At 65.7% G+C, this 24876-nt stretch carries 23 protein-coding genes; 4 read left to right on the top strand and 19 right to left on the bottom strand.

The features are described 5' to 3' along the window. Position 1: 1 nt before the first annotated feature. The 10 genes from mmsA to SMD10_RS15550 form a co-directional block, all read right to left on the bottom strand. The gene (gene mmsA / locus SMD10_RS15505; protein WP_331686630.1) at positions 2 to 1528 is read right to left on the bottom strand and encodes a multiple monosaccharide ABC transporter ATP-binding protein; all 1527 of its coding nucleotides are present in this window, start codon (positions 1526 to 1528) and stop codon (positions 2 to 4) included. A gap of 187 nt (positions 1529 to 1715) precedes the next feature. Continuing rightward, positions 1716 to 2783 carry a multiple monosaccharide ABC transporter substrate-binding protein gene (gene chvE, locus SMD10_RS15510; protein WP_331686631.1) on the bottom strand — a complete coding sequence of 356 codons (1068 nt, stop codon included), beginning with the start codon at positions 2781 to 2783 and terminating at the stop codon, positions 1716 to 1718. Between the two features lie 581 nt (positions 2784 to 3364). Then, a complete protein-coding gene (locus SMD10_RS15515) occupies positions 3365 to 3778 on the bottom strand; it encodes a GFA family protein (RefSeq protein ID WP_331686632.1) in 414 nt (137 codons plus the stop codon). 55 nt (positions 3779 to 3833) lie between these two features. Beyond that, positions 3834 to 5141 (bottom strand): nicotinate phosphoribosyltransferase, encoded by a 1308-nt coding sequence (pncB, locus tag SMD10_RS15520; protein WP_331686633.1) that lies wholly within the window; start codon positions 5139 to 5141, stop codon positions 3834 to 3836. Positions 5142 to 5240: 99 nt separating this feature from the next. Beyond that, positions 5241 to 6917, bottom strand: a complete 1677-nt coding sequence (locus SMD10_RS15525; RefSeq protein ID WP_331686634.1) for a sensor histidine kinase — start codon at positions 6915 to 6917, stop codon at positions 5241 to 5243. 427 nt (positions 6918 to 7344) lie between these two features. Continuing rightward, entirely contained in the window at positions 7345 to 8391 is a 1047-nt protein-coding gene (locus SMD10_RS15530) for an enoyl-CoA hydratase/isomerase family protein (protein WP_331686635.1), read from the bottom strand. Positions 8392 to 8401: 10 nt separating this feature from the next. Next, positions 8402 to 9079, bottom strand: a complete 678-nt coding sequence (rpe, locus tag SMD10_RS15535) for a ribulose-phosphate 3-epimerase (RefSeq protein WP_331686636.1) — start codon at positions 9077 to 9079, stop codon at positions 8402 to 8404. 39 nt (positions 9080 to 9118) lie between these two features. Next, positions 9119 to 10114 (bottom strand): class 1 fructose-bisphosphatase, encoded by a 996-nt coding sequence (locus SMD10_RS15540; protein WP_331686637.1) that lies wholly within the window; start codon positions 10112 to 10114, stop codon positions 9119 to 9121. Between the two features lie 117 nt (positions 10115 to 10231). Further along, complete coding sequence (locus tag SMD10_RS15545) at positions 10232 to 11764, bottom strand: ATP-binding protein (RefSeq protein WP_331686685.1); 1533 nt, start codon at positions 11762 to 11764, stop codon at positions 10232 to 10234. Between the two features lie 140 nt (positions 11765 to 11904). Next, the gene (locus tag SMD10_RS15550) at positions 11905 to 13098 is read right to left on the bottom strand and encodes a CaiB/BaiF CoA transferase family protein (RefSeq protein ID WP_331686638.1); all 1194 of its coding nucleotides are present in this window, start codon (positions 13096 to 13098) and stop codon (positions 11905 to 11907) included. 328 nt (positions 13099 to 13426) lie between these two features. Here SMD10_RS15550 and SMD10_RS15555 point away from each other — a divergent pair, with 328 nt between their 5' ends. From SMD10_RS15555 to SMD10_RS15565, 3 genes are read left to right on the top strand one after another with little or no spacing between them, the layout of a single operon-like run. Further along, positions 13427 to 14845: a cytochrome ubiquinol oxidase subunit I gene (locus tag SMD10_RS15555; RefSeq protein WP_331686639.1), complete on the top strand. Its 1419-nt coding sequence runs from the start codon at positions 13427 to 13429 to the stop codon at positions 14843 to 14845. A 14-nt stretch (positions 14846 to 14859) separates the two neighbouring features. Then, positions 14860 to 15864: a cytochrome d ubiquinol oxidase subunit II gene (gene cydB / locus SMD10_RS15560; protein ID WP_331686640.1), complete on the top strand. Its 1005-nt coding sequence runs from the start codon at positions 14860 to 14862 to the stop codon at positions 15862 to 15864. Then, entirely contained in the window at positions 15864 to 15992 is a 129-nt protein-coding gene (locus SMD10_RS15565; RefSeq protein ID WP_331686641.1) for a DUF2474 domain-containing protein, read from the top strand. Before cydB ends, SMD10_RS15565 begins: the two co-directional genes overlap by 1 nt. Positions 15993 to 16043: 51 nt before the next feature. Here SMD10_RS15565 and SMD10_RS15570 read toward each other — a convergent pair whose 3' ends face one another. The 8 genes from SMD10_RS15570 to SMD10_RS15605 all read right to left on the bottom strand — a co-directional run bounded on the left by SMD10_RS15570 (position 16044) and on the right by SMD10_RS15605 (position 22733). Further along, positions 16044 to 17513 carry a UdgX family uracil-DNA binding protein gene (locus tag SMD10_RS15570; protein ID WP_331686642.1) on the bottom strand — a complete coding sequence of 490 codons (1470 nt, stop codon included), beginning with the start codon at positions 17511 to 17513 and terminating at the stop codon, positions 16044 to 16046. 135 nt (positions 17514 to 17648) lie between these two features. Further along, positions 17649 to 17984 carry a protein tyrosine phosphatase family protein gene (locus tag SMD10_RS15575; RefSeq protein ID WP_331686643.1) on the bottom strand — a complete coding sequence of 112 codons (336 nt, stop codon included), beginning with the start codon at positions 17982 to 17984 and terminating at the stop codon, positions 17649 to 17651. Then, on the bottom strand, positions 17981 to 18421 hold the full coding sequence (locus SMD10_RS15580) for a YeeE/YedE family protein (RefSeq protein WP_331686644.1): 441 nt from the start codon (positions 18419 to 18421) through the stop codon (positions 17981 to 17983). The genes SMD10_RS15575 and SMD10_RS15580 overlap by 4 nt, the downstream gene beginning before the upstream one ends. Continuing rightward, positions 18421 to 18840: a YeeE/YedE family protein gene (locus SMD10_RS15585; protein ID WP_331686645.1), complete on the bottom strand. Its 420-nt coding sequence runs from the start codon at positions 18838 to 18840 to the stop codon at positions 18421 to 18423. The genes SMD10_RS15580 and SMD10_RS15585 overlap by 1 nt, the downstream gene beginning before the upstream one ends. Positions 18841 to 19040: 200 nt before the next feature. Next, complete coding sequence (clpS, locus tag SMD10_RS15590) at positions 19041 to 19352, bottom strand: ATP-dependent Clp protease adapter ClpS (RefSeq protein ID WP_331686646.1); 312 nt, start codon at positions 19350 to 19352, stop codon at positions 19041 to 19043. 308 nt (positions 19353 to 19660) lie between these two features. After that, positions 19661 to 20575, bottom strand: coding sequence for a dihydrodipicolinate synthase family protein (locus SMD10_RS15595; RefSeq protein WP_331686647.1), 915 nt, complete (start codon positions 20573 to 20575; stop codon positions 19661 to 19663). 162 nt (positions 20576 to 20737) lie between these two features. Beyond that, positions 20738 to 21712, bottom strand: coding sequence for a type II secretion system F family protein (locus SMD10_RS15600; protein ID WP_331686648.1), 975 nt, complete (start codon positions 21710 to 21712; stop codon positions 20738 to 20740). Positions 21713 to 21725: 13 nt separating this feature from the next. Continuing rightward, positions 21726 to 22733 carry a type II secretion system F family protein gene (locus SMD10_RS15605; protein WP_331686649.1) on the bottom strand — a complete coding sequence of 336 codons (1008 nt, stop codon included), beginning with the start codon at positions 22731 to 22733 and terminating at the stop codon, positions 21726 to 21728. 112 nt (positions 22734 to 22845) lie between these two features. On the opposite strand from SMD10_RS15605, the gene SMD10_RS15610 reads away from it, so the two are divergent. Continuing rightward, positions 22846 to 23280: a GNAT family N-acetyltransferase gene (locus SMD10_RS15610; protein ID WP_331686650.1), complete on the top strand. Its 435-nt coding sequence runs from the start codon at positions 22846 to 22848 to the stop codon at positions 23278 to 23280. A 19-nt stretch (positions 23281 to 23299) separates the two neighbouring features. Here SMD10_RS15610 and SMD10_RS15615 read toward each other — a convergent pair whose 3' ends face one another. Beyond that, positions 23300 to 24727 (bottom strand): TadA family conjugal transfer-associated ATPase, encoded by a 1428-nt coding sequence (locus SMD10_RS15615; protein WP_331686651.1) that lies wholly within the window; start codon positions 24725 to 24727, stop codon positions 23300 to 23302. Positions 24728 to 24876 lie beyond the last annotated feature (149 nt).

A 24876-nucleotide genomic window follows, 5' to 3' on the forward strand; every position in this document is an offset into this window, starting at 1 on the left:
ATTACCTCCCGCTCCTGACGATCATCGCCATGATCTTTTCCTGCGACGCTTCGCTGCCGGGCAATTCGCCGATGAAGCGGCCCTCGTTCATGACGTAGATCCGGTCGCACATGCCGAGCAGTTCCGGCATCTCGGACGAGATCATGACGATGCCTTTGCCGCTGTCAGCGAGGTCGTTGATGATGGAATAGATTTCGAACTTCGCGCCGACGTCGATGCCGCGCGTCGGCTCGTCGAGGATGAGCACCTCTGGGCCGGCGAACAGCCATTTGGCCAGCACCACCTTCTGCTGATTGCCGCCGGATAGGTTGATCGCCTTCTGGCCCACGTTTGGCGTCTTGATCCTGAGCTTCTGGCGATACTCCTGGGCGACCGCCAGCTCCTTGGGATCGTCGACGACGATGCCGTTGGCGATGCCTTCCAGATGGGCCAGCGGTACGTTGTGGCGGATCGTGTCGTCCAGCACCAGGCCGTAGGCCTTGCGGTCCTCGGTGACGTAGCAGATGCCTTGCGACAGCGTGCGGTGGACGGTGGAATTGTCGATCTTCTCGCCGTGCAACCAGATCTCGCCGGAAATGTTGCGGCCGTAGGCCCGACCGAACAGGCTCATGGCGAGTTCGGTGCGCCCGGCGCCCATCAGCCCGGCGATGCCGACCACCTCGCCGCGATGCACCGTGAAGCTGACGCTGTCGACCACCTTGCGGTCGGCGTGGATCGGATGGTGGACCGTCCAGTCCTTCACCTCCATGGCGACGCCGTCGATCTTGGGCGTGCGCGCCGGATAGCGGTCGGACATCGAGCGGCCGACCATGTCGCGGATGATGCGGTCCTCGCTGATCGCCTCGGCGTGACAGTCGAGGGTGGAAACGGCCATGCCGTCGCGTAGCACCGAGATGGTGTCGGCGACCCGCGACACCTCGTTCAGCTTGTGCGAGATGAGCACCGAGGAGATGCCGCGCGCCTTCAGCTCCAGCAGCAGGTCGAGCAGAGCGTCGCTGTCGGTCTCGTTGAGGCTCGAGGTCGGCTCGTCGAGGATCAGGAGCTTGACCTCCTTCGACAGCGCCTTGGCGATCTCCACCAGCTGCTGCTTGCCGAGGCCGAGATTGGTGACCAGCGTGCGCGGCGATTCCTTCAGGCCGACGCGGGCGAGCAGCTCGGCGGTCCGGCGCCGGGTCTCCTGCCAGTCGATGACGCCGCCCCTGGCCCGCTCGTTGCCGAGGAAGATGTTCTCGGCGATCGACATCAGCGGCACTAACGCGAGTTCTTGGTGGATGATGACGATGCCCTTGGCCTCGCTGTCGGCGATGCCGTTGAAGCGGCACTCCTCACCGCGAAACAGGATCGTGCCGTCGTAGGAGCCGTAGGGATAGATGCCCGACAGCACGTTCATCAGCGTCGACTTGCCGGCGCCGTTCTCGCCCACCAGAGCGTGGATCTCTCCCTCCTCGACGCTCAGATTGACGGTGTCGAGCGCCTTCACACCAGGGAAGGTCTTGGTGATGTTCTGCATTTCCAGGATGGCAGCCATGCCGTAGCCTCGAAAACGTTCGGCCGCTGACCCGCCGGGCCGGGAGCCGGCGCGGTCGGAGGTCCACAAGGACCAGAGCGCGCGGCACCGGGCCGCCCGCGAGGGGCCGAGAAGCGGACCGGCACGAAGACCGTCCGCAGGGGGTTGGAAAGCGGACGGCCGGGCCGCCCGCTCCCCGCGCGATCGACTACTTGACCTGGTCGGCGGTGTAGTAGCCGCTATCGACCAGAACCTTCTCCCAGTTGTCCTTGGTCACCGGGGTCGGCTCGAGCAGGTAGGACGGCACGACCTTGACGCCGTTGTCGTAGGTCTTGGTGTCGTTGACCTCGGGCTCGCCGCCGCTCAGCACGGCGTCGACCATCTGGACAGTCTGCGCGGCGAGCGCGCGGGTGTCCTTGAAGATCGTCGAGTACTGGTCGCCGCGGATGATCGCCTTGATCGACGGGACCTCGGCGTCCTGGCCGGTGATGATCGGCATCGGCGTGTCGCCCGAGCCGTAGCCGACGCCCTTGACCGACGAGATGATGCCGATCGACAGACCGTCATAGGGCGATAGCACGCCGTGCAGCTGCTTGTCGGTGTAGTTGGCCGAGAGCAGGTTGTCCATGCGGGCCTGTGCCACCGCACCGTCCCAGCGCAGCGTGCCGACGGTATCCATGCCCATCTGGCCGGAGACGATGTCGATCTGGCCCTCGTCGATCAGCGGCTGCAGCACGCTCATGCCGCCATCGTAGAAGAAGTAGGCGTTGTTGTCGTCGGGCGAACCGCCGAACAGCTCGACGTTCCACGGCTTGACGTTGGGGAAACGCGCCTTCAGCCCCTCGACGAGAGAGGTCGCCTGCTGCACGCCGACCTTGAAGTTGTCGAAGGTGGCGTAGTAGTCGACGTTTTCCGAATCGCGGATCAACCGGTCGTAGGCGATGACCGGAATGTCCATGGCGGCCGCATTGGCCAGCACGTTGGACAAGGTGGTGCCGTCGATCGCGGCGATGACCAGGGCGGCGTCGCCCTTCGTCACCATGTTCTCGATCTGGGCGAGCTGGTTCGGAATGTCGTCCTCGGCGTACTGCAGGTCGGTCTTGTAGCCCGCAGCCTGGAACTGCTTGACCATGTTGTCGCCGTCGGCGATCCAGCGGGCCGACGACTTGGTCGGCATGGCGATCCCGACGGTTCCCTTGTCCTGGGCCGCGGCCGGGCCGGCGGTGGCGATCAGCGCAATCGCCATGCCCGCCATCAATGTGTTGATCAATCGCATGTTGCTTGTTCCTCCGACTCCCTGTTTTCGCGCATCGAAGGCCGTTTCGGCAGCCGACGCGCTCCAAGGACAGCGTCACCACTCCCGTGGAGTGACGCCGTCCCGCCTCCATTCGGCGACCGGACAACCGGCTGCCGAAATTCGCCCTTTTCCGGACCCGGCCGGAAAAGACAATCCTGTCGCAATATTGTGAGGGTGCGATACGAAGCGGCGGCCCTGCGAAAGAAGAGCCGCGGCATTTCGAAACTTTTCGAAGAAGAACGATCGGTTTGCTGCCGAAGCACGCAAGGGCGCGCTCGCATGACCCCGGCCAAAATCGGCAGCCGCGTGTCCGGCGGCGACCCGATCTACAGCCTGAAGCCGCACGGCTGCCAAAGCACCTGTCTCAAAGGACCGTGCGGCAACGCCTCCGTCACCCGCGAGCATCGCTCGTTCCTCCCTCGGCGTCGAAAGCTTCTCGCTTTCCTCCTCCTCGCCGTTGGCTTGCAACCTATAGCCACAGTCTCGGCCACGATAGGGCCAAACCGGCTAGAATAATGGACGATCCTGCTACTCAGTCTGCCATTCGAAGCGAATTGATCTCATGGGGTCGGGATGAATTTCAGGATGCCGGCCACCTGGGACCCGCCTCCACCCTCGCGGTCGCTGGGATGGCTACGGCCCTCGTTGACCGGGACTTCGGCGAAGTCGAAGGGGCTGACGCCCTCGAGGCAGGCGACATTGACGCCGTATTGGTTCGGATTGGAGCGCCGCCGATGATGGGTATAGATGCCGCACCGCGAGCAGAAATAGTGCTCGGCGGTCATCGTGCCGAACCGATAGAGCGTCAGCCTCTCTTCGCCGGATAGGATGTCGAGATTGCCGACCTCTGCGGAGACCGCAATTGCGCCGCGCATCGCGCAATAGGAGCAATTGCACCGGCGCGCCGTGCGCAGCCCGTCCGTGAGACGGACCCGGAAGCGAACCGTGCCGCAATGGCAGGCCCCGTCGATCACCTGGAATCCGGGTCCATCTGTCCTCTCCCCCGGTTGGGCCTCACACCTGCAACGATCAGACCAGCACTTCGCGCGGAGCGAACTCGCTCTTGCCGAAGACCCGCTGATAGCGCTCGATCTCGCTCGCACGGCCGGTCGCCTTGTTGGGATTGTCCGACAGCTTGACCGCCGGCCGGCCATTGGCCTCGGTCACCTTGCAGACGACGGAAATCGCGCCGAGATTGGCCGCCGCCGTTTCCGGCGCGACGCCGCGGAAATCGTTGGTGAGGTTGGTGCCCCAGCCAAAGGACAGGCGCACGCGGCCGTCGAAATGCTTGTAGACCGCCTCGATGCTGTCGACGTCCATCGCGTCGGAAAAGATCAAGAGCTTGTCGCGCGGGTCTTCGCCCTTGGAGCGCCACCAGTCCATGATCGCCTCGCCGGCCTCGATCGGTGGCGCGGAATCCGGCCGGAAGCCGGTCCAGCGGGCCAGCCAGGGCGGCGCCCTGTCGAGGAAGGCGGATGTGCCGAACGTGTCGGGCAGCACCACCAGCAGATTGCCATGATAATACCGTTGCCATTCCTCGAACACGCGGTAGGGCGTCTGGCGCAAGGCCTCGTCGTCGTCGGCCAGCGCCGCCAGCACCATCGGCAGTTCGTGCGCGTTGGTGCCGATCGCCTCCAGGTCGTTTTCCATGGCCAGGAGAACGTTGCTGGTCCCGATGAAGTTGTCGCCCAGCCCCTCCTTCAGCGCTTCGACGCACCAGCGCTGCCAAAGAAAGCTGTGCCGGCGGCGGGTGCCGAAATCCGAGAGGCGGATGTCGGGCAGCTGGCGCAACCGCTCCACCTTGTTCCACATCTTCGCCTTCGCGCGGGCATAAAGCACGTCGAGTTCGAACTTGCCGAGCCCGGCCATGGCGGAGCGGGAGCGCAGCTCGTTGATGATCGCCAGCGCCGGCACCTCCCACATGGTCGTGTCGGTCCAGCGGCCATGAAACCGCAGCTCGTACTGGCCGTCGGCCTTGCGCAATTCATATTCGGGAAGCCGGAAATCCTCGAGCCACTTCAGGAACGGCGGCTGGAAGATCTGGGCCGTTCCATAGAAGGTGTTGCCCGCCAGCCAGATCATCTCGCGCTTGGTGAAGCGCAACGACCGCGTATAGTCGAGCTGGGCGCGTAGTTCACCCTCGTCGATCTCGTCGGCGATGCGGATCGACTTCGTCCGGTTGATCAGCTCGAAGGTCGCGTCGACGTCGCGATGCAGGCCCCAGATCATCTGCAGCATGAGCAGCTTGTAGAAATCCGTGTCCAGCAGGCTGCGCACGATCGGATCGAGTTTGAAGGCGTGGCTCCAAACCCGGTTGGCAATGTCGGTCGCAACCATGGCCGATCGGCTCCTTGACGGATTCGTGACGCGGGGACCCTAGCGGTCCCCGGCGCGAAACGAAACCATCCGTCGAAAATGCGGTGAACGGGAGATGGCTCAGGGTTGCGGGACGCCGCCGTCGGCGGCCAGCGGGGCGCACAGATCGAACACCACGCCCGCCGGATCGAAGTGGAGCTTGGCACGCCCGGCGAACTGCATTGCCAGATTGCGCTCGATCAGGCGAGAGCCGAAACCTTGGGTGGTGGGTTCGACAACCGCCGGCCCGCCGCTTTCGATCCAGCGAAGCCGCAGTTCGGGGGCGCCGCCCTTGTCTTCGACCGACCAGGAAACTTCGACGATACCCGTGTGAAGCGACAAGGCGCCGTATTTGACGGCATTGGTGGCCAATTCGTGCAGCGCCAGCGACAGCGCCAGCACCTGCTTGGCCGGCAGATGAATCTCAGGACCCGAAATCATGAACCGGCCTGCCTGCCCGCGATGGGCCACCAGGGCGTCGTCGACCACCTTGCCAAGGGACGCGCCACGCCAGTCGGTGCTCGTCAAACTGTCATGGGCCTGGGCGAGCACCATGTAGCGGGCGAGAAGCGCTTCCTCGGCGGCTTCCAGGCTGTCTGCCTGATGCAGCGTCTGGCGGGTGATGGCGCTGATCATCGCCAGCGTATTCTTGCCCCGATGCGCGAGTTCGGCGGTGAGAAGCGCACGTTCGTCTTGAACCAGACGGGCGTCGTTGATGTCCGTCGCGGTCCCGTACCAATGCACGATCCGCCCGTTTTCCGGATCGACTCCGGGCGTCGCCCGCAAGAGAAACCAGCGATATCGCCCACTCTTGTGGCGCAGCCGACACTCGATCGACAGCGGACTGCCGGTGGCAGTCGCCGCGGACCAGGCGGCGGCGAATCGCGGCCGATCGTCCTCGTGTAGCACCTCGCGCCCGTTGCCCTCGGCCATCGTCTCTGCCGGCGAGAAGCCGGTATAGTCCTGCCAGCGACGGTTGAGAAACACCAGATCCCCGTGCTCGTCGCGCTCCCAGACGATCTGCGGGATCGAATCGGCGAGTTGGACGAGCCGAGCCTCTTTTTCCAGCAACGCGGCTTCAACGCGGCGACGCTCCTCCACCTCGCGCCGCATGTGGTCATGTAGCCGGGCATTGTCGATGCATAACGCGGCCTGAGCCGCGACGCCGGCCAGCGTCTCCTCATGATGCTCGACGAAGCGGCCCGGCTCGGAATGACCGAGCAGGAGTATGCCGACGAGGCCGCTGCAGCGCGAACCGACGGGCACCGCCAGGCAGCTCCGCAGCGGCGCGGTTCCCTCTGCAAGCCTCTCGGCAAAGGGAGGCATCCGGCCTTCGGAGCGCTGCGCTTCGGCATCGTCGCGGCGCATGATCTGCAGCGGCGGCTCGGCCGCGCCGAACAGATCGCTGCCGATCGACCAGTCGGGCGAGATCACCGCCTCGCTCAAGACGCCGGACAGGCACATCAGTCGATAGCTATCGCCACTGCCGGAATTGGAGAAAAACGCGCCAAGCTCGGCGCCCGTCAATTCCACGCCGGCATCGGTCACCGCCTGCATAATCTTGTCGAGTTCGAGTTCGGCGACGAGCAGGCGGCCCATCCGATTGAGAATTTCCAGCCTGTGCGAATCGGGCTGAACCGGACCGAGATCCAGCTTGATCTCGACGACCTCCGGATCGGCTTCGGCCGACGCCAGAGCAGGCGCTCTCGCCGTATAGTTCAATCGCCTGCTGCTGCGGTCGGCGGCAGCTTCGTTCAATTCATCGTTCGAAGCTGCCGATTGCGAGCGCAACCGCTCCGCTCCTTCGAACCTCATCGACGTCCAGGTTATTGCCATGTCGCTGCCAGTTCCCCGCGAGCCCCCTTCACGACTCGTCGTCCACGCCGCAAGCACTCTGTGGGCGATTCGATCTGTGGCGATACTAAGGCAGCAAGAATCGTATAGAACAGCGTCGAATGCAACCCAAAGATGACAATAGTTTCAATAAATTAGCCTTACGATTATATCGATATACTGTTGCCTGTACACAGAGGACGAAACGGCCGAACTGCGGGCAGATTTCGTCGCAAACGCCTGGAATTAAAGTGTCCGCCCCGTTCCGGACAGGCCGTCGCCGTCCAAACGACGCGATTCAGAATAGGAAACACTTCACCATACTAGTATTGAACAACGTCGGCACAACAACTTACAAAGGAAGCCGAACCTCGGGTGAGTCTGCCAACATCGCAGCGACGCGGTCGGTGGGAATGTCCTCGAGACGCCTCGGCGACCAGCGCGGTGTCCGGTCCTTGTCGATCACTGCCGCGCGAATGCCTTCCATGAACTCTCCGTCGCTCAGAGCACGTGCCGTGAAGCGGTATTCGGCACAGACCGCCGCTTCGAGCGAGGGATCCACGCTGACGTCCTCGAGAATCGCGATGGTCGCCGCCACGGAGAGGGGCGATCCTCTGCGGACCGCCTCGGCGGTGTCCCGGGCGAAATCCGTGCCGGACGCCTCCAGCCGTTTCACGATGGCGACCGCGTCATAGCCCGCGAACGCCGCGTCGATCGCGTTGCGACGTCCCGCCAACACCGGCTCTTCCTCCGCCGTTACGAAGTCGCCGATCCGTTCGGGATCGCCCTCCGCCACGAGCGCCGCCGTCAGGTCCGGCAGCCGGGCGGACGGCACCATGACATCGGCAAAGCCCGCATAGATGGCATCGGCGGGGCCGATCCTGGCCCCCGTCAGGCCGAGATAGGCGCCGATCCGGCCCGGGGCCTGAGAAAACAGGAGCGAGGCCCCGATATCGGGGACCAGGCCGATGGCGCATTCGGGCATCGCCAGCAGAGTGCGCTCGGTGACGATGCGATGGCTGCCATGCGACGACAGGCCGACGCCGCCGCCCATGACGATGCCGTCCATCAGGGCCACGTAGGGCTTGGGGTAACGCCGGATCGACACGTTGCGTCGATACTCGTCGCCGAAGAATCGACGGCTGGAGACGAAGTCACCGGCCTGGCCCTGGCGATAAAACGCCGCGATGTCGGCGCCGGCGCAGAAGGCCCGCTCTCCCGCACCGTCGATCAGCACCATCGCCACGCGGTCGTCGTCCACCCAGGCGTCGAGCGCAGCGGAGATCGCCTCGCCCATCCCATAGGTCAACGCATTGAGCGCCTTTGGGCGGTTCAGCGTGATTCGGCCGACCTTGCCGTCAATTCTGGTCCAGACATCGCCGGTCGGAGCGTTTTCCATTCGCGTCTCCTCAGCGATCGGCTCCAAGCACGGAGCGACGCAGCGCTTCGATGTTGGCGGCATAATCCGAGCCGGCCGGTCCCTTGAAGACGGCGGAACCGGCGACCAGCGCATTGGCGCCCGCCTCGACGACGAGCGACGCGGTGTCGGCCGCGATGCCGCCGTCGACCTCGATGTCGATCGGCCGGTCGCCGATCATCGCCCGGACCCGCCGGATCTTTTCCAGCACCGCCGGAATGAAGGCCTGTCCGCCGAACCCCGGATTGACGGTCATCACCAGAACCAGGTCGACGCGGTCGAGCACGTAGCGGATCTCGCTCTCCGACGTCGCCGGATTGAGCGAAACGCCGGCGCGTTTGCCGAGCGCCCTGATCGCCTGGAGCGACCGGTCGAGATGCCGGGTCGCCTCGGCATGAACCGTGATCCCGTCGCAGCCCGCCTCCGCAAAGGCCTCCAGAAACGGGTCGCATGGGCTGATCATCAGATGGCAGTCGAAATATTTCGCAGACGCCGGACGGATCGCCTTCACCACTGGCGGTCCGAAGGTGATGTTCGGCACATAATGGCCGTCCATCACGTCGAGATGGATCCAGTCGGCACCGGCGCGATCGATCGCCGCCACCTCCTCGCCGAGGCGCGAAAAGTCACTCGACAGTATCGACGGCGCGATAACGAGAGGGCGGGTCACATCATTCTCCTGCAGGGCATCGTGAAGGGCCGCGCCGCGTCAGGCCACCGGCCCGCTCAGGGTGCGGCGGACGACCTCGACCTCCTCCGACGATCCGAAGACCAGCGGCGTGCGCGCATGCAGATCGCCCGGAACGACGTCGAGGATGCGGTTCATCCCATCGGTCGCGAGACCGCCGGCATGCTCCACGCAGAAGGCGATCGGATTGGCCTCGTAGACCAGCCTGAGCCGGCCCTTCTCATAGCCTTTGCGGCTGTCGCCGGGATAGAGAAAGATGCCGCCACGCAGAAAGATGCGATAGGCATCGGCGACCATCGAGCCGACATAGCGCATGCTGAAATTCTTGCCCCTGGCGCCTTCCGTTCCCGCCAGGCATTGATCGACATAGGCGCGCATCGGTGCCGCCCAGTGCCGATGATTGGCGGCGTTGACGGCGAATTCCTTCGTTTCGGGCGCGATCGCCAACGGCTCGCCGGTCAGCATGAACTCCGTGTCGCCGGGCGTATGGCTGAACACCCGCGTCTCATGGCCGACACTCGCCACCAGGAGCAACTGTGGCCCGTAGATGAAGAAGCCGGCGGCGAGCTGCCGCTTGCCCGGCTGCAGGAAGGCTTCCCGCGCTGCGCCGCGATTCGCCTCGTCCACCGGCAGGATCGAGAAGATCGTCCCGACCGAAACATTGGTGTCGATGTTGGACGATCCGTCCAACGGATCGCAGGCCAAAGCGAGCTGTTCGTCAGCATCGACGACGATCGGCTCGTCCTGCTCCTCGGAGCCGTAGAAGGCGACCGGCGACCGGCGTACGGCCTCCAGCACCAGACGGTCGGAGACCACGTCGAGGGCCTTCTGGACGTCGCCGCCGAGATTGGCCTCGCCGAGCGACTTGCCGAGTTCGGAGCCCGCCCCGCCATGCGAGATCAGCCGGGCGATCTCGATCGCCGCGTCGGCGAGATTGCAGATCGTCGCGGCCACTTTCAGCCGCATCGGGTCGGCACCCGCCTTCTCGTTCAAATAGGTCTTCAGCGACAGGCTCATGGGCTGCTCCCGATCGTATGCGGAGGGGTCCGGCGATGGACGAGAGCTAACGTCCCAGACCGCGATCGGCAATGGCATGGATCGCCGCGGCGCCCCTTAAGCGCCGACGAGGCGGCGTCACGACGACGCCTGACCCCGCGCCAGCCGCTCCTGACGCCGCCGCCGCGCCTCGTCGAGCTCGACCGGCTGCTGCCTGACCTGGGCACAGCGCCATCCCGTCGCCCCAATGATCACCACCCGGTTGCCGCGAAAGTCGGTCTCCGCGGTGATCAGGCCGTGCTCGGCCATGAAGCTCAGGAGGAAACGGCCGCGCGACGGCGAGTGGCTGCCATAGGCCTGCGCCAACGCTCCGTCGGTCGGACACGGAGCGCCATCGCGCGCTGCCCGGGCGAGCATCAGATAGATGCCCTGCATCTCCTCCGGCAGGCATTCGGAGGCGGCCAGTACAGTCTGCCATTCCGGATCATCGATCTCTTCCGAGACCCCGGCCCGCGCCAGCGACAGCCGGCGGCGAAAATTCGCCATGTCGGTCGCGCCGCCTTTCAGCCGCTTCAACCGGCAATGGGTTAGGAAATCCTGGTAGAGCACCGGAACGGGGCGGAACGCCGCATCCGGATCGGCCAGCATCTCATGAAAGATCGCCTCCACCAGCGCCTGCCGCTCCTCGGGCGAACGATCGTCCTCCTCGTCCTCGGAGGCAGCCGCAACCGCCTGCGGCGGCGTGCCGATCTGATCGAGGATATCGCGCGTCGGCATGGCGCGGCGCTCGGGCGGCGGCGGCAGGTCGGACGGCTCGTCCTGGCCGGCGGTGAAGATCAGGTCGGCCAGCGCCTCACGCGGCGTTTCAGGCAGGGGCATCAGGGTCGGGCGGCCGGTGCGTCCGCGCGTTTCGACCGGTCCGATCACCACCTTGACGGGCCGTCGCGACAGCGCCGGCCCGAGCGCCACGAACTCGCCGGGGTTCAGATCGCGAAAGCGTTCGGCCTGGCGCCGATCCATGCCGAGCAGGTCGGCGGCCCGCGCCATGTCGATGTCGAGGAAGGTGCGCCCCATCAGAAAGTTCGACGCTTCCGCCGCGACGTTCTTGGCGAGCTTTGCCAAGCGCTGCGTCGCCACGATCCCCGCCAGTCCGCGCTTGCGGCCGCGGCACATCAGGTTGGTCATCGCGCCGAGCGAAGCCCGGCGCACCTCCTCGGCCACCTCGCCGCCGCCGGCTGGCGCGAAGAGCTGCGCCTCGTCCACCGCCACCAGCATCGGAAACCAGATCGCGTGCTCGACCTCGAACAGGCCGTTCAGGAAGGCGGCCGCACACTGCATCTGGACCTCGGCATCGAGACCTTCGAGGTTGAGGACGACGGAGGCGCGATGCTTGCGGATGCGCGCGGCGATTCGGGCCAGCTCGGACGGGGTCCGGTCGGCGTCGACCACGACGTGGCCGAACCGCTCGGAGAAGCTGACGAAATCGCCCTCCGGATCGATCACCGCCTGCTGCACCCAGGGTGCGCTCTGCTCCAGGAGGCGGCGCAGAAGATGCGACTTGCCGGAGCCGGAATTGCCCTGCACCAGCAGGCGCGTCGACAGAAGCTCCTCGAGATCCATCTCCGCCTTGCCGGCGCCCTGGTTTTCGCCGAGATCGACCGCGATCGTCATTGTCCGCATCTGTCCTTCGTCATGGCCCGCGACTCTGCCGCTGGCGGCGGGCGCGGCAAGCCGTGCCGTCGCCTGATCCACAGATTCGTGGGAGTTGGGGAGACCCCGGGGTTCGGTCCGCTGGCGCCGCTCGGGCGAAGTCAGCCGACCTCGTCCGATATCGTCTGCGCATCGGCCTCGTCGAGGTCGTCCGGCAGAAGTCCCAGTTCCGCCAGCACCTCTTCGGTGTGTTCGCCAAGCCCCGGCGCCGGACGGCCGATCTGCAACGCGTTCGCAGAAAAGGTGATCGGCGTGCGCAGGCCCGGTATCCCATCGGTGTCGATCCGCAGGCCGCGATGGCGGATCTGCGGATCCTCCAGAGCCTCGGCCACCGAGTTGATCGGCCCGGCCGAGACACCGGCGTCGGCGAGCGCCGCGATCAGGTCGTCGCGCCGCCAGGTGGTGATCGGCGGTCCGATGATCTCGTTGAGAGCCAAACGGTTGGCGACCCGCCCCTCATTGTGGGCGAAGCGGTCGTCGGCCGGCAATTCGGGCTTTCCCAGGAGGTTCGCGAGATTGCCGAACTGCTCGTCGTTGCCGCAGGCGATGATGATCTCGCCGTCGGCGACGGCATAGACCTCGTAGGGCGCGATGTGCGGATGCACATTGCCCAGCCGGGCCGGCGAACCGCCGGTGACGAAATAGTTCATCGCCTGATTGCACATGGAGGCCACCATGCAATCCATCAGCGCCATGTCGATGTGCTGGCCGAGCCCGGTGATCTCGCGCTGCTGCAGGGCGGCCTGAATTCCGATCACCGCATAGAGCGCGGTGGTAATGGAGCCGAAGGCGACACCGGTCTTCAGCGGCCGGCCGTCGGTATCGCCGGTAACGGCCATGATGCCGCTCATGCCCTCGATGGCGTATTCGTAGGCGGTACGCAGCGCGTAGGGCCCGTCCTGGCCGAATCCCGTAACCGAGCAATAGACAAGGCGCGGATTCAACTTCTTCAGGCTCTGATAGTCGAGGCCATAGCGCTCCAGTCCGCGCACCCGAAAATTCTCGATCAGCACGTCGGCCTCCTCGGTCAGGCGGCGGACCAGCACCTGTCCCTCCTCGGTGCCGAAATCGGTCACGACGGAGCGCTTGCCGCGATTGCAGACGTGAAAATAGGAGGCGGTCCGCTCGCCATTGTGTTCGATGAATGGAGGCCCCCAGCCTCGAGTCTCGTCTCCCTTGGGGCTTTCGATCTTGACGACGTCGGCGCCGAGATCGGCCAGCGTCTGTCCGATCCAAGGGCCCGTCAGCGACCGAGCCAGTTCCACGACCTTGAGGCCTTTCAGCGGTGCGTCCATGGCTGTCCTCTGATGGCGATCCTCGGCGCCGACAGCCGGCACGGCGATCCGATCGGTTTTGGCCGAGCGATCACTGGCATTCCGGCGCCTTCAGATCAACTTGTCCCTTCGTCGCCGCCTCCAGAGGCGCACGGCATCGGCCGGCGGCCTTTCGGCAACGGCTCCCCTCCCATCCCATTTCCCGGGTATGCTTCCTTTGGCCGCATGACGGCAAATCGTCGCAGGCGGTTCCTCTGCCACCGCACGATCATATGTTGGGCATACGCTCCAAGCATGAAGCCAAGCATATCGTATTCCCGTCGCAGACGGGAGACATGAAAGCCATCGAATGTTCGATACCTTCGACCCGTTGATGCTGGCGCGGATTCAATTCGCGTTCACCGTTTCGTTTCATATCATCTTTCCGGCCTTCACCATCGGCCTCGCCTCCTATCTGGCCGTGCTCGAAGCACTTTGGCTCGTCACCGGCCGCGCCGTCTACATGGCGACCTTCCGCTACTGGATCGCGATCTTCGCCATCGTGTTCGGCATGGGCGTCGTCTCCGGCGTGGTGCTAAGCTATCAGTTCGGCACCAACTGGTCGGTCTTTTCCGACAAGGCCGGACCGATCGTCGGCCCGCTGATGGGTTACGAGGTGCTGTCGGCCTTCTTCCTCGAAGCCGGCTTTCTCGGCATCATGCTGTTCGGTCTCAACCGGGTCGGCAAGGGGCTGCACTTCTTCGCCACCATCATGGTGGCGATCGGCACGCTGTTTTCCGCGTTCTGGATCCTGTCGGTCAATTCCTGGATGCAGACGCCGGCCGGCTACGCGATCAACGCGCAGGGCCAGTTCGTCCCGGAAAACTGGTGGCTCGCCGTCTTCAACCCGTCGTTTCCCTATCGGCTCGTGCACATGGTGCTCGCCGCCTACCTGACGACGGCCTTCGTGGTCGGCGCCGTCGGCGCGCTGCATGTCTTGCGCAACCGCGCCAACGCCAGCGCCCGGCTGATGTTCTCCATGGCGCTGTGGATGGCGACGGTCGTGGCGCCGTTGCAGCTTTTGGCCGGCGACCAGCACGGATTGAACACGCTGGAGCATCAGCCCGCCAAGATTGCCGCCATCGAAGGGCATTTCGAAGACGCGCCGGAAGGCGAGGGTATGCCGCTGACCCTGTTCGGCATTCCGGACATGAAGGCGGAGACCACGCATTATGCCGTCGACGTCCCGCGCCTCGGCTCGCTGATCCTCACCCACAGCTGGGACGGCACGGTGCCGCCGCTGAAAAGCTTTCCGCCCGAGGATCGTCCCAACTCCCTCGTCGTCTTCTGGTCGTTCCGCATCATGGTGGGACTGGGCATGGCGATGATCGGCATCGGCCTCTGGTCGCTCGTTCGGCGCTGGCGCGGCTCGATTTACGAATCACCATGGCTGCAGCGCGCCATGGTGGCGATGGGACCGGCCGGCTTCGTCGCGGTCCTGGCGGGCTGGATCACCACGGAGGTCGGCCGCCAGCCCTTCACCGTCTACGGTCTGCTGCGCACGACTGACAGCGTCTCGCCGGTCGCCGCGGAGGCCGTCGGCACTTCGCTCATCGCCTTTATCGTCGTCTACTTCCTGCTGTTCGGGGCCGGCACATTCTACATCCTGAGGCTGATGAGCCGGGCGCCGACCGGTCACGACGGGCCGGAACGCGGTAAGCCGACGCGAGCCGCCGGCGTCACGCCGGCCGCGTCCGTCGACGACGACGCGATTCCGTCCGGACATTGAGGGGGACGCTTTCCATGGATCTTCCGCTGCTGTGGGCCTTCATCATCGCGTTCGCCGTGTTGGCCTACGTCATTCTCGACGGCTTCGATCTCGGAACCGGCATCCTGTTTCCGCTGCTCGGCAGCCACGAAAACCGCGATCTGGCGATGAATTCGGTAGCGCCGATCTGGGACGGCAACGAGACCTGGCTGGTGATGGGCGGCGGCGGCCTTCTGGCCGTCTTTCCGCTTGCCTATGCCATTGCCTTGCCGGCGCTCTATGCGCCGATCATCGCCATGCTGCTCGCCCTGATCTTTCGCGGCGTCGCCTTCGAGTTCCGGTTCAGGACCGAGCGCGGCCGCTTTCTGTGGGACATCTCGTTCTTCATCGGCTCGCTCGTCGCCGCCCTGGCGCAGGGGCTTGCCCTCGGCACGCTGGTCCAAGGGATCAAGGTCGTCGACCGCGCCTATGCCGGCGGCTGGTGGGACTGGCTGACGCCGTTCTCGGTCATGACGGCCGTCGCACTCGTCGTCGGCTACACGCTCCTCGGCGCGACCTGGCTGGTGATGAAGACCGAAGGCCCGCTCAATCGCCGGGCGGCGCGCTATGCCAAGTTCGCCGGCATCGGAACCCTGGCCGGCATCGCCGTGGTCAGCGCCTGGATGCCGTTTCTCGACCCGCAGTTCTATCTGCGCTGGTTCACCTTCCCGCAGATCCTCTACGTCGCCCCGGTGCCGATCGCCGCGGCGGCAGCGGCCTTCGTGTTGTTCCGGCAGCTCGAGCGCCACGATTCGACCTACCGGCCGTTCCTTGCTTCCCTCGCCCTCTTCGTCCTCTCCTTCATCGGACTGGGCATCAACTTCTACCCCAACATCATTCCGCCGGACGTGACGATCTGGGAGGCGGCGGCCCCGGACTCGAGCCTTAAATTCCTGCTCGTCGGCGCCTCGGTTCTGATCCCCATGGTGCTCGCCTACACCGCCTATGCCTATTGGATCTTCCGCGGCAAGGTGCGGCCCGGCGAAGGCTATCATCACTGATGGCCGATGGAGATCGTCCGCGCCCCGGCTCGCGCCTGAGCCGCATCCTCTGGTTCATCGGCCTGTGGGTTGCCGGCGTCCTCGTGGTCGGCGTCGTCGCCGCGATCCTGCGCGCGGTGCTCTTGTAGACTTCCCCCGACCGATCGCGAAGACCCCCGCCCTCAAGTCCGCGGCAGGCTTCAGGCGGCGAGCGCGATCTCCGGTATGGTCCTGCGCACCATCGCCATATCCTCGCGGAACGCGGCCTCCTCGCGCTGCTTCGCGTCGGCATCGGGCAGGCGCAGGATATAGGAGGGATGCACGGTCACCAGCGCCTGGGCCCCATCCTCGAGGTCGATGAGGCGCGACCGCGTCGCCTTGATCGTCACGGTCTTGCCGAGCACCGCGGTCGCAGCGGTGGCGCCGAGCGCGACAATCAGCTTGGGCTGCACGAAGCGGCGTTCGAGCGCGAGCCAGCTCCGGCAGGCGGAGATTTCGCCGGCGTTCGGCTTCTGGTGGATCCGGCGCTTGCCGCGCGGCACGAACTTGAAGTGCTTCACGGCATTGGTGACGTAGGTGCGGGTCCGGTCGATGCCGGCCGTCGCCAGAGCGGCATCGAACACCTGGCCCGCCGGGCCGACGAAAGGCTCGCCCGCCAGATCCTCCTGATCGCCCGGCTGCTCGCCGACGAAGATCACCGGGGCATCCTCCGGCCCGCGCCCGAACACCGTCTGGGTCGCAGGCTCCCAAAGCGGACAAGCCCGGCACTGCCGCGCCTGCTCGCGCGCTTGGTCCAGCGTGTCCGGTATCGTGTTCGTGCCGCGGATCGGGGCATCGCCTTCGGCGGTCGCCATCACTCGTTCCCGCTGTCGTTCATGACGCAGGCTGGGCAACGTCGGCGTCGCGGCCAGCATGTCCGCCTTGGCGGCCTCGGCGCCTCGCACCAGCTGGGGGATCAACGTGGCTTCCGGCAGATTGTGCCAGTATTTCTTCGGCATCTGGCCCTGCATGGCCTTCACCTTCAGCCGGGCCGGATTGAAGATCGAGGCGTAGTAGGTCAGCCACAGCGCCTCGACATCGTCCTCGCCGGGGCGCTGATCCGGCGATGCGCCGGCCGCGAAGCTCAGCCTCTCGCCGTCCCAATGGGCTGACCGCAGAGGCGTCAGGATCGTCCAGACCATGCCGGTGAAGCGGCGCGCGAAGAAGGGTGCGGTGATCTCGACGATATGATGGTCGGGCTCGAACCAGGCGATGAAATGCGCGCCCGCCTCGGTCTCGATCTCGCGGAAACGGACGAACGATTTCATCTTTTCGATATCGCGACCGATCGATTTGACCATCCTGCCCGCGCGCAGGACGTCCGCGTCGGACGCGATGTCGAGGAGCTTCGGCTCGTCCTGGAGCCGGCGGAGCAGCCGATAGGCGAGCACGAAGCGCTCGGGATGGCGATGACAGATGAGACGGCGCGCGAGATCGGGAAAGGCGCGCGGCACGGTGAACTGCGGCGCATCGGCGGGAAGCGGCGGCAACGGCTCGGCGAAGAGTTCCGGCGCCGTATCGCCGACGGCGAAGACGAGTTCGGCCGGATCGAGGCCGAGGGCCAGCGCCGTGCGGGCGGCCGTACGCCACCCCTCGAAATCCGCCTCCCCGGCCAGACGTGCGAGTTTCATGCCCGGCTGTCTCCGTCCGCTGTCCACACTGCTTCGGCGCCCGCCCGGACCAACCGAGCTCGGCCGATCAGCATATAGGGGGCAGGCGAGGCGGACGAAGGCGTCAGGAGCCGACCGGCGAATGGCGCGAAGCGGCTACGCTTCGCGGCCGGCCTGCCATAGGGTCCACAGCATCGAGGAGCGGGCGCCGCTGCGGCAGAAGGCGAGCACCGGCTTGGGAAGCTCCTCGAAGGCGCGGCCGAAGCTTGCCGCATCGGCGGGGCCGGGCGAGCGCACTGGGACGTGGCGGATCTCCAGCCCCGCGGCTTCGACGGCCGCCTGCGTCTCCGCAAAGCTCGGCTGCCCGCGTTCCTCGCCATCCGGTCGATTGGCGATGATCGAGCGGAAGCCCGCCTGCCGCAGGGCCGCAAAGTCCGAAGGCATGATCTGCCCGCACACGGCAAACTCGTCGGTGATCCGTTTCACGTTCATCCCGCGGGCGTCCCTATCGAGGATTGGCGAGCTTTGACGCCGAGCCAAATGCCGACGAGCATCGCGGCGACGAAGGCCCAGGTTCCCGGCGCGGCCAGGGAGAGCGCGGTCAGTGCGGGCCCGGGACAGAAGCCGCCGAGCCCCCAGCCCACCCCGAACAGGGCGGCGCCGATCACCAGGCGGCGATCGATCCGGGTCGCGGCCGGCAGGTCGAAGCCTTCCAGCAGCACCGGTGCCCGGCGCCGCCAGACCAAACGGTAGCCGACGAAGGTGACGACCACCGCCCCGCCCATGACGAAGGCCAAGCTTGGATCCCAATGGCCGAAGAGGTCCAGGAAGTTGAGAACCTTGGCCGGATCGGCCATGCCGGAGACGATCAATCCAACACCGAAGAGAAGACCGCCGCCAAAGCCGCAGCACAGCCGGAGCCAGCGCATCACACCGCTCCGTCGAGAAGATGGCGCATCACGAACACCGTGGCGATACCGGCCGCCATGAAGATGGCGACCGCCGCCATCGAGCGCGGCGACAGCCGGGCAAGACCGCAAACGCCATGGCCCGACGTGCATCCCGAGCCGAGCGTCGTGCCGAAACCGACGAGACCGCCGGCCACCGCCATCAGCGCGAGATCGTGCGACACGGTCTGGTGCACGGGATGGCCGGTAAAAAGAGCGACGAGCACCGGCGCCGCGACCAGTCCAAGGATGAAGGCGATGCGCCAGGCTCGATCGGCGAGCGGCACCGCCACCGCGCGCATAGCCCTGGCGGCGATCCCGACGATGCCGGCGATCCGGCCGAACCACAGCATCAACAGGACCGACGAAAGACCGATGAGGAGGCCGCCGGCCAGCGACATCCAAGGCGAGAAATCCGTTGGAACCGAACTCAATGAAAACCCTATTCGATTGTCCGGGCAAGAAAGCCCGGCGCTATACGGCCGGGTCAGCCCCTTGGTGTGCGCCGCAACATATTAGCAGATTTTAAATTAATCAATTCTCATACATCGCGACCGATAGCCGCCGTCGCAGAGGACGCGAGAGCGCCGGCGAACGGTTCCTATTCTTCCGGTTCGGTGGTGAATTGCAGCGGATAGCCGGCCCGTCTGCCCGCGTCCGTGGCGCGGGTCGCCTTGGTCTCGGCGACATCGCGCGTAAAGACCGCGACGACGCACGAGCCACGCCTGTGCGCCGTGATCATTACGCGCTGCGCCTGATCCTCGCTCATCCTGAACTCGGCCTTCAGGACGCGGACGACGAATTCGCGCGGCGTGTAGTCGTCGTTGACCAGGATCACCTTGTAGAGCTTCGGCCGCTCCACCTTCGGCTTCGTGCGGGTCTTCGGTCGTTGACGGGTCTCGATATCGCTCATGGGCAGCCACCCCGGCGCGTGATGGGCAAGAAGTCGCGGACGTTCCGGGCCGCATCGTAATCCAACAGAAAGCTTGGCGGACCGCCGACGGGCCGTGCCCGGCCGACCGCTCCGAAATTGGGCTGCTTTAGGCACAGGGCATCGGCCGAAAAATCGGATGCGTCCGGCCCGTGCCCCCAAAAGCCTTGCGAACCGGCAGGCCGATCGATGGGAGCGCCCTGCCGCTCTCCAGCCAGTGGGAGAATAGCGCGGACCGGGCTGGCGCACAGCCCGGCCCGATCACGATCCGACGACCCCGGCCGTCGCGATCAACGCGCGGGCGACAAACCCGCCCGTTTCAGGAGGTCGACGAGAATTGCCTTCTTCTCCTCGGTCGGGTGCAGAGCCGGTGCCAGCACGGCCGTCGAGAGATCGGGAGATCCCGTCAGGCGCACCGCCTCCTTGAGCAGGCCGAAGAACGGCGCATCCAGGGCGACGATCGCGGAGAGATGGGCGAGCCGCCGCTCGAGCGCGATGATCGTTTCGACGTCGCGGTTCTGGAACGCCTCGTAGATGCCGCAGCAGATTTCGGGGGCGAAGTTGGCGCTCGCCGGGATGCCCCCGTCGCCCCCCAGGATCAAGGTGTCGAGCATGTATTCGTCGTAGCCGGCAAAGACCTTGAAGTCCGGCCGCTGCGACTTCACCTCGACGATCACCTGACGGGTGTGGCTTTTGCAGTCGACGGTGTCCTTGAGCCCGGCGATGGTCTCGAAGTCGAGCGCCAGCCGCTTGATCATCTGGACGCTGAGGTCCTGGCCGGTGAGAGCCGGGAAATTGTAGAGATAGACCGGCACCCTCAGCGCGCCCGCGATGGTGCGGTAGTGCTGATAGAGCGCTTCTTCGCTGAGCAGCGCGTAATAGGGATTGACCACCAGAACGGCGTCGGCGCCCACGGCCTCGGCGTGGCGGCCGAGCTCCAGCACCTCCTGGGTGCCCGGCATGCCGATCCCGGCCATCACCGGCAGCCGGCCGTTCGTGTGGCGCACCGCGAACGCGATCACCTGCTTTCGCATCTCGACGCTCATATGCGAGAACTCGCCGCCCGATCCGGTGATCAGCATGCCGTGGACGCCCGAGGCGATGATCCGGTCGAGGAGCATCGCCATGCCCTCTTCATCGAAACGGCCCCGATCGTCGACGATCGTGGGAACGGGCGGGATGACGCCCTTCAGACTGGATGGCATGGGAATTTCCTCCGGGGCGCAGGCCGCGCCGAATGCGATGGGTCGCCGTCTCACAGTAGGAAGCACCCCGGCGGCCTGCAAGCACCTGCGACACGGCGGCGCGCCGGCGCCGGCGATCCATGCGGCCCCGCCCGAAGGCGAGGACCGTTCCGGCGCCTTCGTCTACGGCATCGTCATGATCTGGATGACCGCCGGCGTGATGATCACGGCGAACAGCACCGGCAAGAAGAACAGGATCATCGGGACGGTGAGCTTGGGCGGCAGCGCGGCGGCCCTCTTCTCGGCCTCGGCCATGCGCATGTCGCGGTTCTCCTGGGCCAGCACGCGCAGCGCCTGGCCGATCGCCGTGCCGTAGCGCTCGGCCTGGATCAGGCTCGTCACCACCGCCTTCACACCCGGCAAACCGGTGCGCAGCCCGAGATTCTCGTAGGCCTTGCGGCGATCCTGCAGATAGGAGAGCTCGGCCGTCGTCAGGTTCAGTTCCTCGGCGAGTTCGGCCGACTGCATGCCGATCTCGTCGGCCACCTTGCGGAACGCCCCTTCGATGCTCATGCCCGATTCGACGCAGATCAGCATCAGGTCGAGCGCATCCGGCCAGGCGCGGCGGATCGAGGTCTGGCGCTTGGTCGTTCGATTCTTCAGCATGATCAGCGGCAAATAATAGCCGAACGCCGCGGCGGCGGCGATGATCAGCAGTTTCACCGGCAGCGAGATCTGATCGCCGAGGACGACGAACATGTAGAAGTTCGAGGCGAGAAACCCCGCCGTCGGGGTGAGGATGCGCGCGGCCAGAAAGCGCACCACCGGCCCCCGGCCGCGATAGCCCGCCATGCGCAGAAGCTGGGCCGTTTCGGTATCTTCGGCTTTCGCCGTCAGATTGAAGCGTTCGACGATGAGCTGATAGAGCTTCTTGGGCTGCGCCCGGAGCAGCATCGGATCTCGGTGCCGGTCGTGCAGACCGGCCCGCTCGCGCAACCGGATGCGCTCGCGTTCCTCCGCAACCTGCCGCATCCGGGCAGCCAGATGATCGCGCTGAAAATAGGGCCAGGCCACCAGCAGGATGGCGAGCACGCTCGACACCCCCGCCAGAAGCGCGATCATCGTCCTTGTGTCATGGAGCAGGTGCTGGATCGCCATCCGGTCGAACGCCCTAGAAGTCGAAGTTGATCATCTTGCGCATCACCGCCACGCCGATCCCCATCCAGAGGGCGCAGCCGACCAATACGATGTTGCCGATCGTCTCGCTGAACAGCAGCATGATGTAGTCCGGGCTGGTGAAGTAGACGAAGGTGGCCACCACCGGCGGCAACGCGCCGATGATGGCGGCCGACGATTTCGCCTCCTGGCTCATCGCCTTGATCTTGCCGTGCATCTTCTTGCGTTCGCGCAGCACCTTGGAGAGGTTGCCCAAGGCTTCGGAAAGACTGCCGCCTGTGCGCATCTGGATGCCGATGACGATCGCGAAGAAGTTGGCTTCCGACAGGGGCATGCGGTTGGCCAGGCGCAGGACCGCCTCGTCGATCGGCATGCCGAGCGTCTGGTCCTCCACCAGCGTCTTGAACTCGCTGCGGACCGGCTCCTGGGCCTCGGCGGCGATGATCTTCATGCAATCGCCCAGCGGCAGTCCCGACTTGACGCCGCGCACGATGACGTCGACGGCCGTCGGAAACTCGGCACCGAAACGGGCGAACCGCCTCCGGCGTAGAAAGCCGACATAGAGATGCGGCAGGAGCAGCCCTCCCGCAAACCCGAAGCCGACCGCGGGAAGCGCGCCGATCCCCAGCATGATCGTCATCAGGAAGCAGAACAGGCCGGTCGCCAGGCAGACGAGATAATAGGTTTTCTTGGACCAGCCGAGTTGGGCCTGGCGCATGCGCCCCATCAGGCTCGGCTTGGCCTTCGAGCGTCGGGTCTGCCTCCTCTGCCGCTCGTCGATCTCCCGCAGCGTCTCTTCGACGGATCGCTTGCGCCGATGGCCGTCGTCGCGCCGCCCTTGAGCGGCGCGCGCGGTCGCGCCGGCGATGGCGGCGAACCGGCTGTCGTAGGCGGCCTGGCGCGTGAACCACGGATAGAGCAGGGCGACCAGGGCGCCGCCGGCCCCAAACGCGGCGAATGCGATGATTGCAGCGTTGGCCTGAAGTGCGGCGATCGTCTCCATTGCCTCTCTGTCGTTCGAGCGGATAAGCCTCGCCGCATTGAAACGCAGGAGGCGTAAGGATTGGTTACCGTTGCCACGGCAAGCACCAGATGAGCGGGGCTTGGATCGGGAAATGAGTGTTCAACTGAGGCCTTTTACAGCCGACGACTACGCTCGCGCCTTCGCTTTATGGGAGACGACCGATGGCATCGGCCTCAGCGAAGCCGACCGGCCGACGGCGATCGCGAGCTATCTCGAGCGCAATCCCAGGACATCCTTCGTCGCGATCGACGGCGACAGGCTGATCGGGACGATCCTTTGCGGCCACGACGGCCGGCGCGGCTTCATCTACCATTTCGCCGTCGCCGCCTCGCACCGACGGCGAGGGATCGGCAAGGCGCTGCTGCGGGCGGCGCTTCTCGCCCTCCGGACCGAAGGCATCGACAAATGCCATTTGACGGTCTTTCGATCGAATCCGGACGGCACCGCTTTCTGGCGTTCGCTCCACATGCAGGAGCGAACCGACCTGACGCTGTTTTCCTGCCTCACCGATCACCCGCTCGGCTGACGGCGGGCGGGCGGCGACCTCAAGCGGCGTCGGCCACCTTCTCCGACGCGTCGAGGGCGGCGGCGAGGCGCTTCTCCTCGCCGAAATAGCGTGCGCGGTCCCAGAAGCCGGGGCGACCGATGCCGGTCGAGCGGTGCTGACCGATGATCTTGCCGGCCGTGTCCTCGCCCAGGATGTCGTAGACGAAGAGGTCCTGCGTGGTGATCACGTCGCCCTCCATGCCCAGCACCTCGGTGATGTGCGTGATGCGGCGCGAGCCGTCGCGCAGGCGCGCCGCCTGGATGATCACGTCCACCGAACCGACGATGATCTCGCGCACCGTCTGGGCGGGCAGCGAGAAGCCGCCCATGGCGATCATCGATTCCATGCGCTTGAGACATTCGCGCGGGCTGTTGGAGTGGATCGTGCCCATCGATCCGTCATGGCCGGTGTTCATCGCCTGGAGGAGATCGAACACCTCCGGCCCGCGCACCTCGCCGACGATGATGCGCTCGGGCCGCATGCGCAGGCAGTTCTTCACAAGCTGGCGCATGGTGATCTCGCCCTCGCCCTCGATGTTGGGCGGCCGGGTCTCCAGGCGCACGACGTGGGGCTGCTGCAGTTGCAGCTCGGCCGAATCCTCGCAGGTGATGACGCGCTCGTCGGTGTCGATGTAGCGGGTCAGACAGTTCAACAGCGTCGTCTTGCCCGAGCCGGTGCCGCCGGAGATCACGATGTTGCAGCGCACCCGCCCGATGATCTCGAGGATCGTGGCCCCCTCCGGCGAGATCGAGCCGTACTTCACCAACTGGTCGAGGGTGAGCTTGTCCTTCTTGAACTTTCGGATGGTCAGGCTGGGCCCGTCGAGCGACAGCGGCGGCGCGATGACGTTGACGCGCGACCCGTCGGCCAGTCGCGCGTCGCAGATCGGCGAGGATTCGTCGACGCGCCGGCCCACCTGGCTGACGATGCGCTGACAGATGTTGAGAAGCTGCTGGTTGTTCTGAAAACGGATGTCCGTCTCTTGAACCTTGCCGTCGACTTCGATGAACACGCGGTCGCTGCCGTTGACCATGATGTCGGCGATGTCGTCGCGGGCGAGCAGCGGCTCCAACGGGCCGTAGCCGAGGACGTCGTCGCAGACTTCCGTCACCAGCTTTTCCTGCTCCGCCACCGAGATCTGCACCTTCTTGGCGCCGATGATGTCGGTGACGACCTGGACGATCTCCTCGCGTGCCTCGTCCACGTGCATGGTCGACAGCATCGCCACGTCGATCGTATCGACGAGCGCGTCGAAGATCTGCCGCTTCAGCTCGTAGAACTTTTCGGCCCGGCCATGATTCTCGGGCCGGTCGGACCGGTCGGCGCGCTGCGGCGGCCGCTCCTCGTGGACTGGCGCGGCGGGCACGGCGTCCTTGGCCTTTGGCGCCGCAGGGGCGAGGGCGGTCTCAGTCTTCTTGCCGAACATGCAGCACTCCGCAGCGGATGGACTTCGGTCCGCACGCGGCAAAGCCGCGCTTGTTCGACAACCGGTGAGCCTGCGAAGAAGCGTTCGCTATCGTGTCTCGGCAGCGGTGCGAGCCAGCTGGCTCCGCAAGCGGCCCGGTCGCGTCGGAC

This window comes from Consotaella aegiceratis (genome assembly GCF_036541425.1).
Lineage (GTDB): Bacteria > Pseudomonadota > Alphaproteobacteria > Rhizobiales > Rhizobiaceae > Consotaella > Consotaella aegiceratis.

Excerpts from the sequence above, each read along its gene's own strand:
- mmsA (WP_331686630.1), bottom strand. The coding sequence starts at position 1,528 with ATGGCTGCCATCCTGGAAATGCAGAACATCACCAAGACCTTCCCTGGT.
- chvE (WP_331686631.1), bottom strand. The coding sequence starts at position 2,783 with ATGCGATTGATCAACACATTGATGGCGGGCATGGCGATTGCGCTGATC.
- pncB (WP_331686633.1), bottom strand. The coding sequence starts at position 5,141 with ATGGTTGCGACCGACATTGCCAACCGGGTTTGGAGCCACGCCTTCAAA.
- SMD10_RS15530 (WP_331686635.1), bottom strand. The coding sequence starts at position 8,391 with ATGGAAAACGCTCCGACCGGCGATGTCTGGACCAGAATTGACGGCAAG.
- SMD10_RS15540 (WP_331686637.1), bottom strand. The coding sequence starts at position 10,114 with ATGAGCCTGTCGCTGAAGACCTATTTGAACGAGAAGGCGGGTGCCGAC.
- SMD10_RS15545 (WP_331686685.1), bottom strand. The coding sequence starts at position 11,764 with ATGACGATCGCGGTCGATCTCGGCGAAAACCAGGGCGCCGGCAAGGCG.
- SMD10_RS15550 (WP_331686638.1), bottom strand. The coding sequence starts at position 13,098 with ATGGACGCACCGCTGAAAGGCCTCAAGGTCGTGGAACTGGCTCGGTCG.
- SMD10_RS15555 (WP_331686639.1), top strand. The coding sequence starts at position 13,427 with ATGTTCGATACCTTCGACCCGTTGATGCTGGCGCGGATTCAATTCGCG.
- cydB (WP_331686640.1), top strand. The coding sequence starts at position 14,860 with ATGGATCTTCCGCTGCTGTGGGCCTTCATCATCGCGTTCGCCGTGTTG.
- SMD10_RS15565 (WP_331686641.1), top strand. The coding sequence starts at position 15,864 with ATGGCCGATGGAGATCGTCCGCGCCCCGGCTCGCGCCTGAGCCGCATC.
- SMD10_RS15570 (WP_331686642.1), bottom strand. The coding sequence starts at position 17,513 with ATGAAACTCGCACGTCTGGCCGGGGAGGCGGATTTCGAGGGGTGGCGT.
- SMD10_RS15575 (WP_331686643.1), bottom strand. The coding sequence starts at position 17,984 with ATGAACGTGAAACGGATCACCGACGAGTTTGCCGTGTGCGGGCAGATC.
- SMD10_RS15580 (WP_331686644.1), bottom strand. The coding sequence starts at position 18,421 with ATGCGCTGGCTCCGGCTGTGCTGCGGCTTTGGCGGCGGTCTTCTCTTC.
- SMD10_RS15585 (WP_331686645.1), bottom strand. The coding sequence starts at position 18,840 with ATGTCGCTGGCCGGCGGCCTCCTCATCGGTCTTTCGTCGGTCCTGTTG.
- clpS (WP_331686646.1), bottom strand. The coding sequence starts at position 19,352 with ATGAGCGATATCGAGACCCGTCAACGACCGAAGACCCGCACGAAGCCG.
- SMD10_RS15595 (WP_331686647.1), bottom strand. The coding sequence starts at position 20,575 with ATGCCATCCAGTCTGAAGGGCGTCATCCCGCCCGTTCCCACGATCGTC.
- SMD10_RS15600 (WP_331686648.1), bottom strand. The coding sequence starts at position 21,712 with ATGGCGATCCAGCACCTGCTCCATGACACAAGGACGATGATCGCGCTT.
- SMD10_RS15605 (WP_331686649.1), bottom strand. The coding sequence starts at position 22,733 with ATGGAGACGATCGCCGCACTTCAGGCCAACGCTGCAATCATCGCATTC.
- SMD10_RS15610 (WP_331686650.1), top strand. The coding sequence starts at position 22,846 with ATGAGTGTTCAACTGAGGCCTTTTACAGCCGACGACTACGCTCGCGCC.
- SMD10_RS15615 (WP_331686651.1), bottom strand. The coding sequence starts at position 24,727 with ATGTTCGGCAAGAAGACTGAGACCGCCCTCGCCCCTGCGGCGCCAAAG.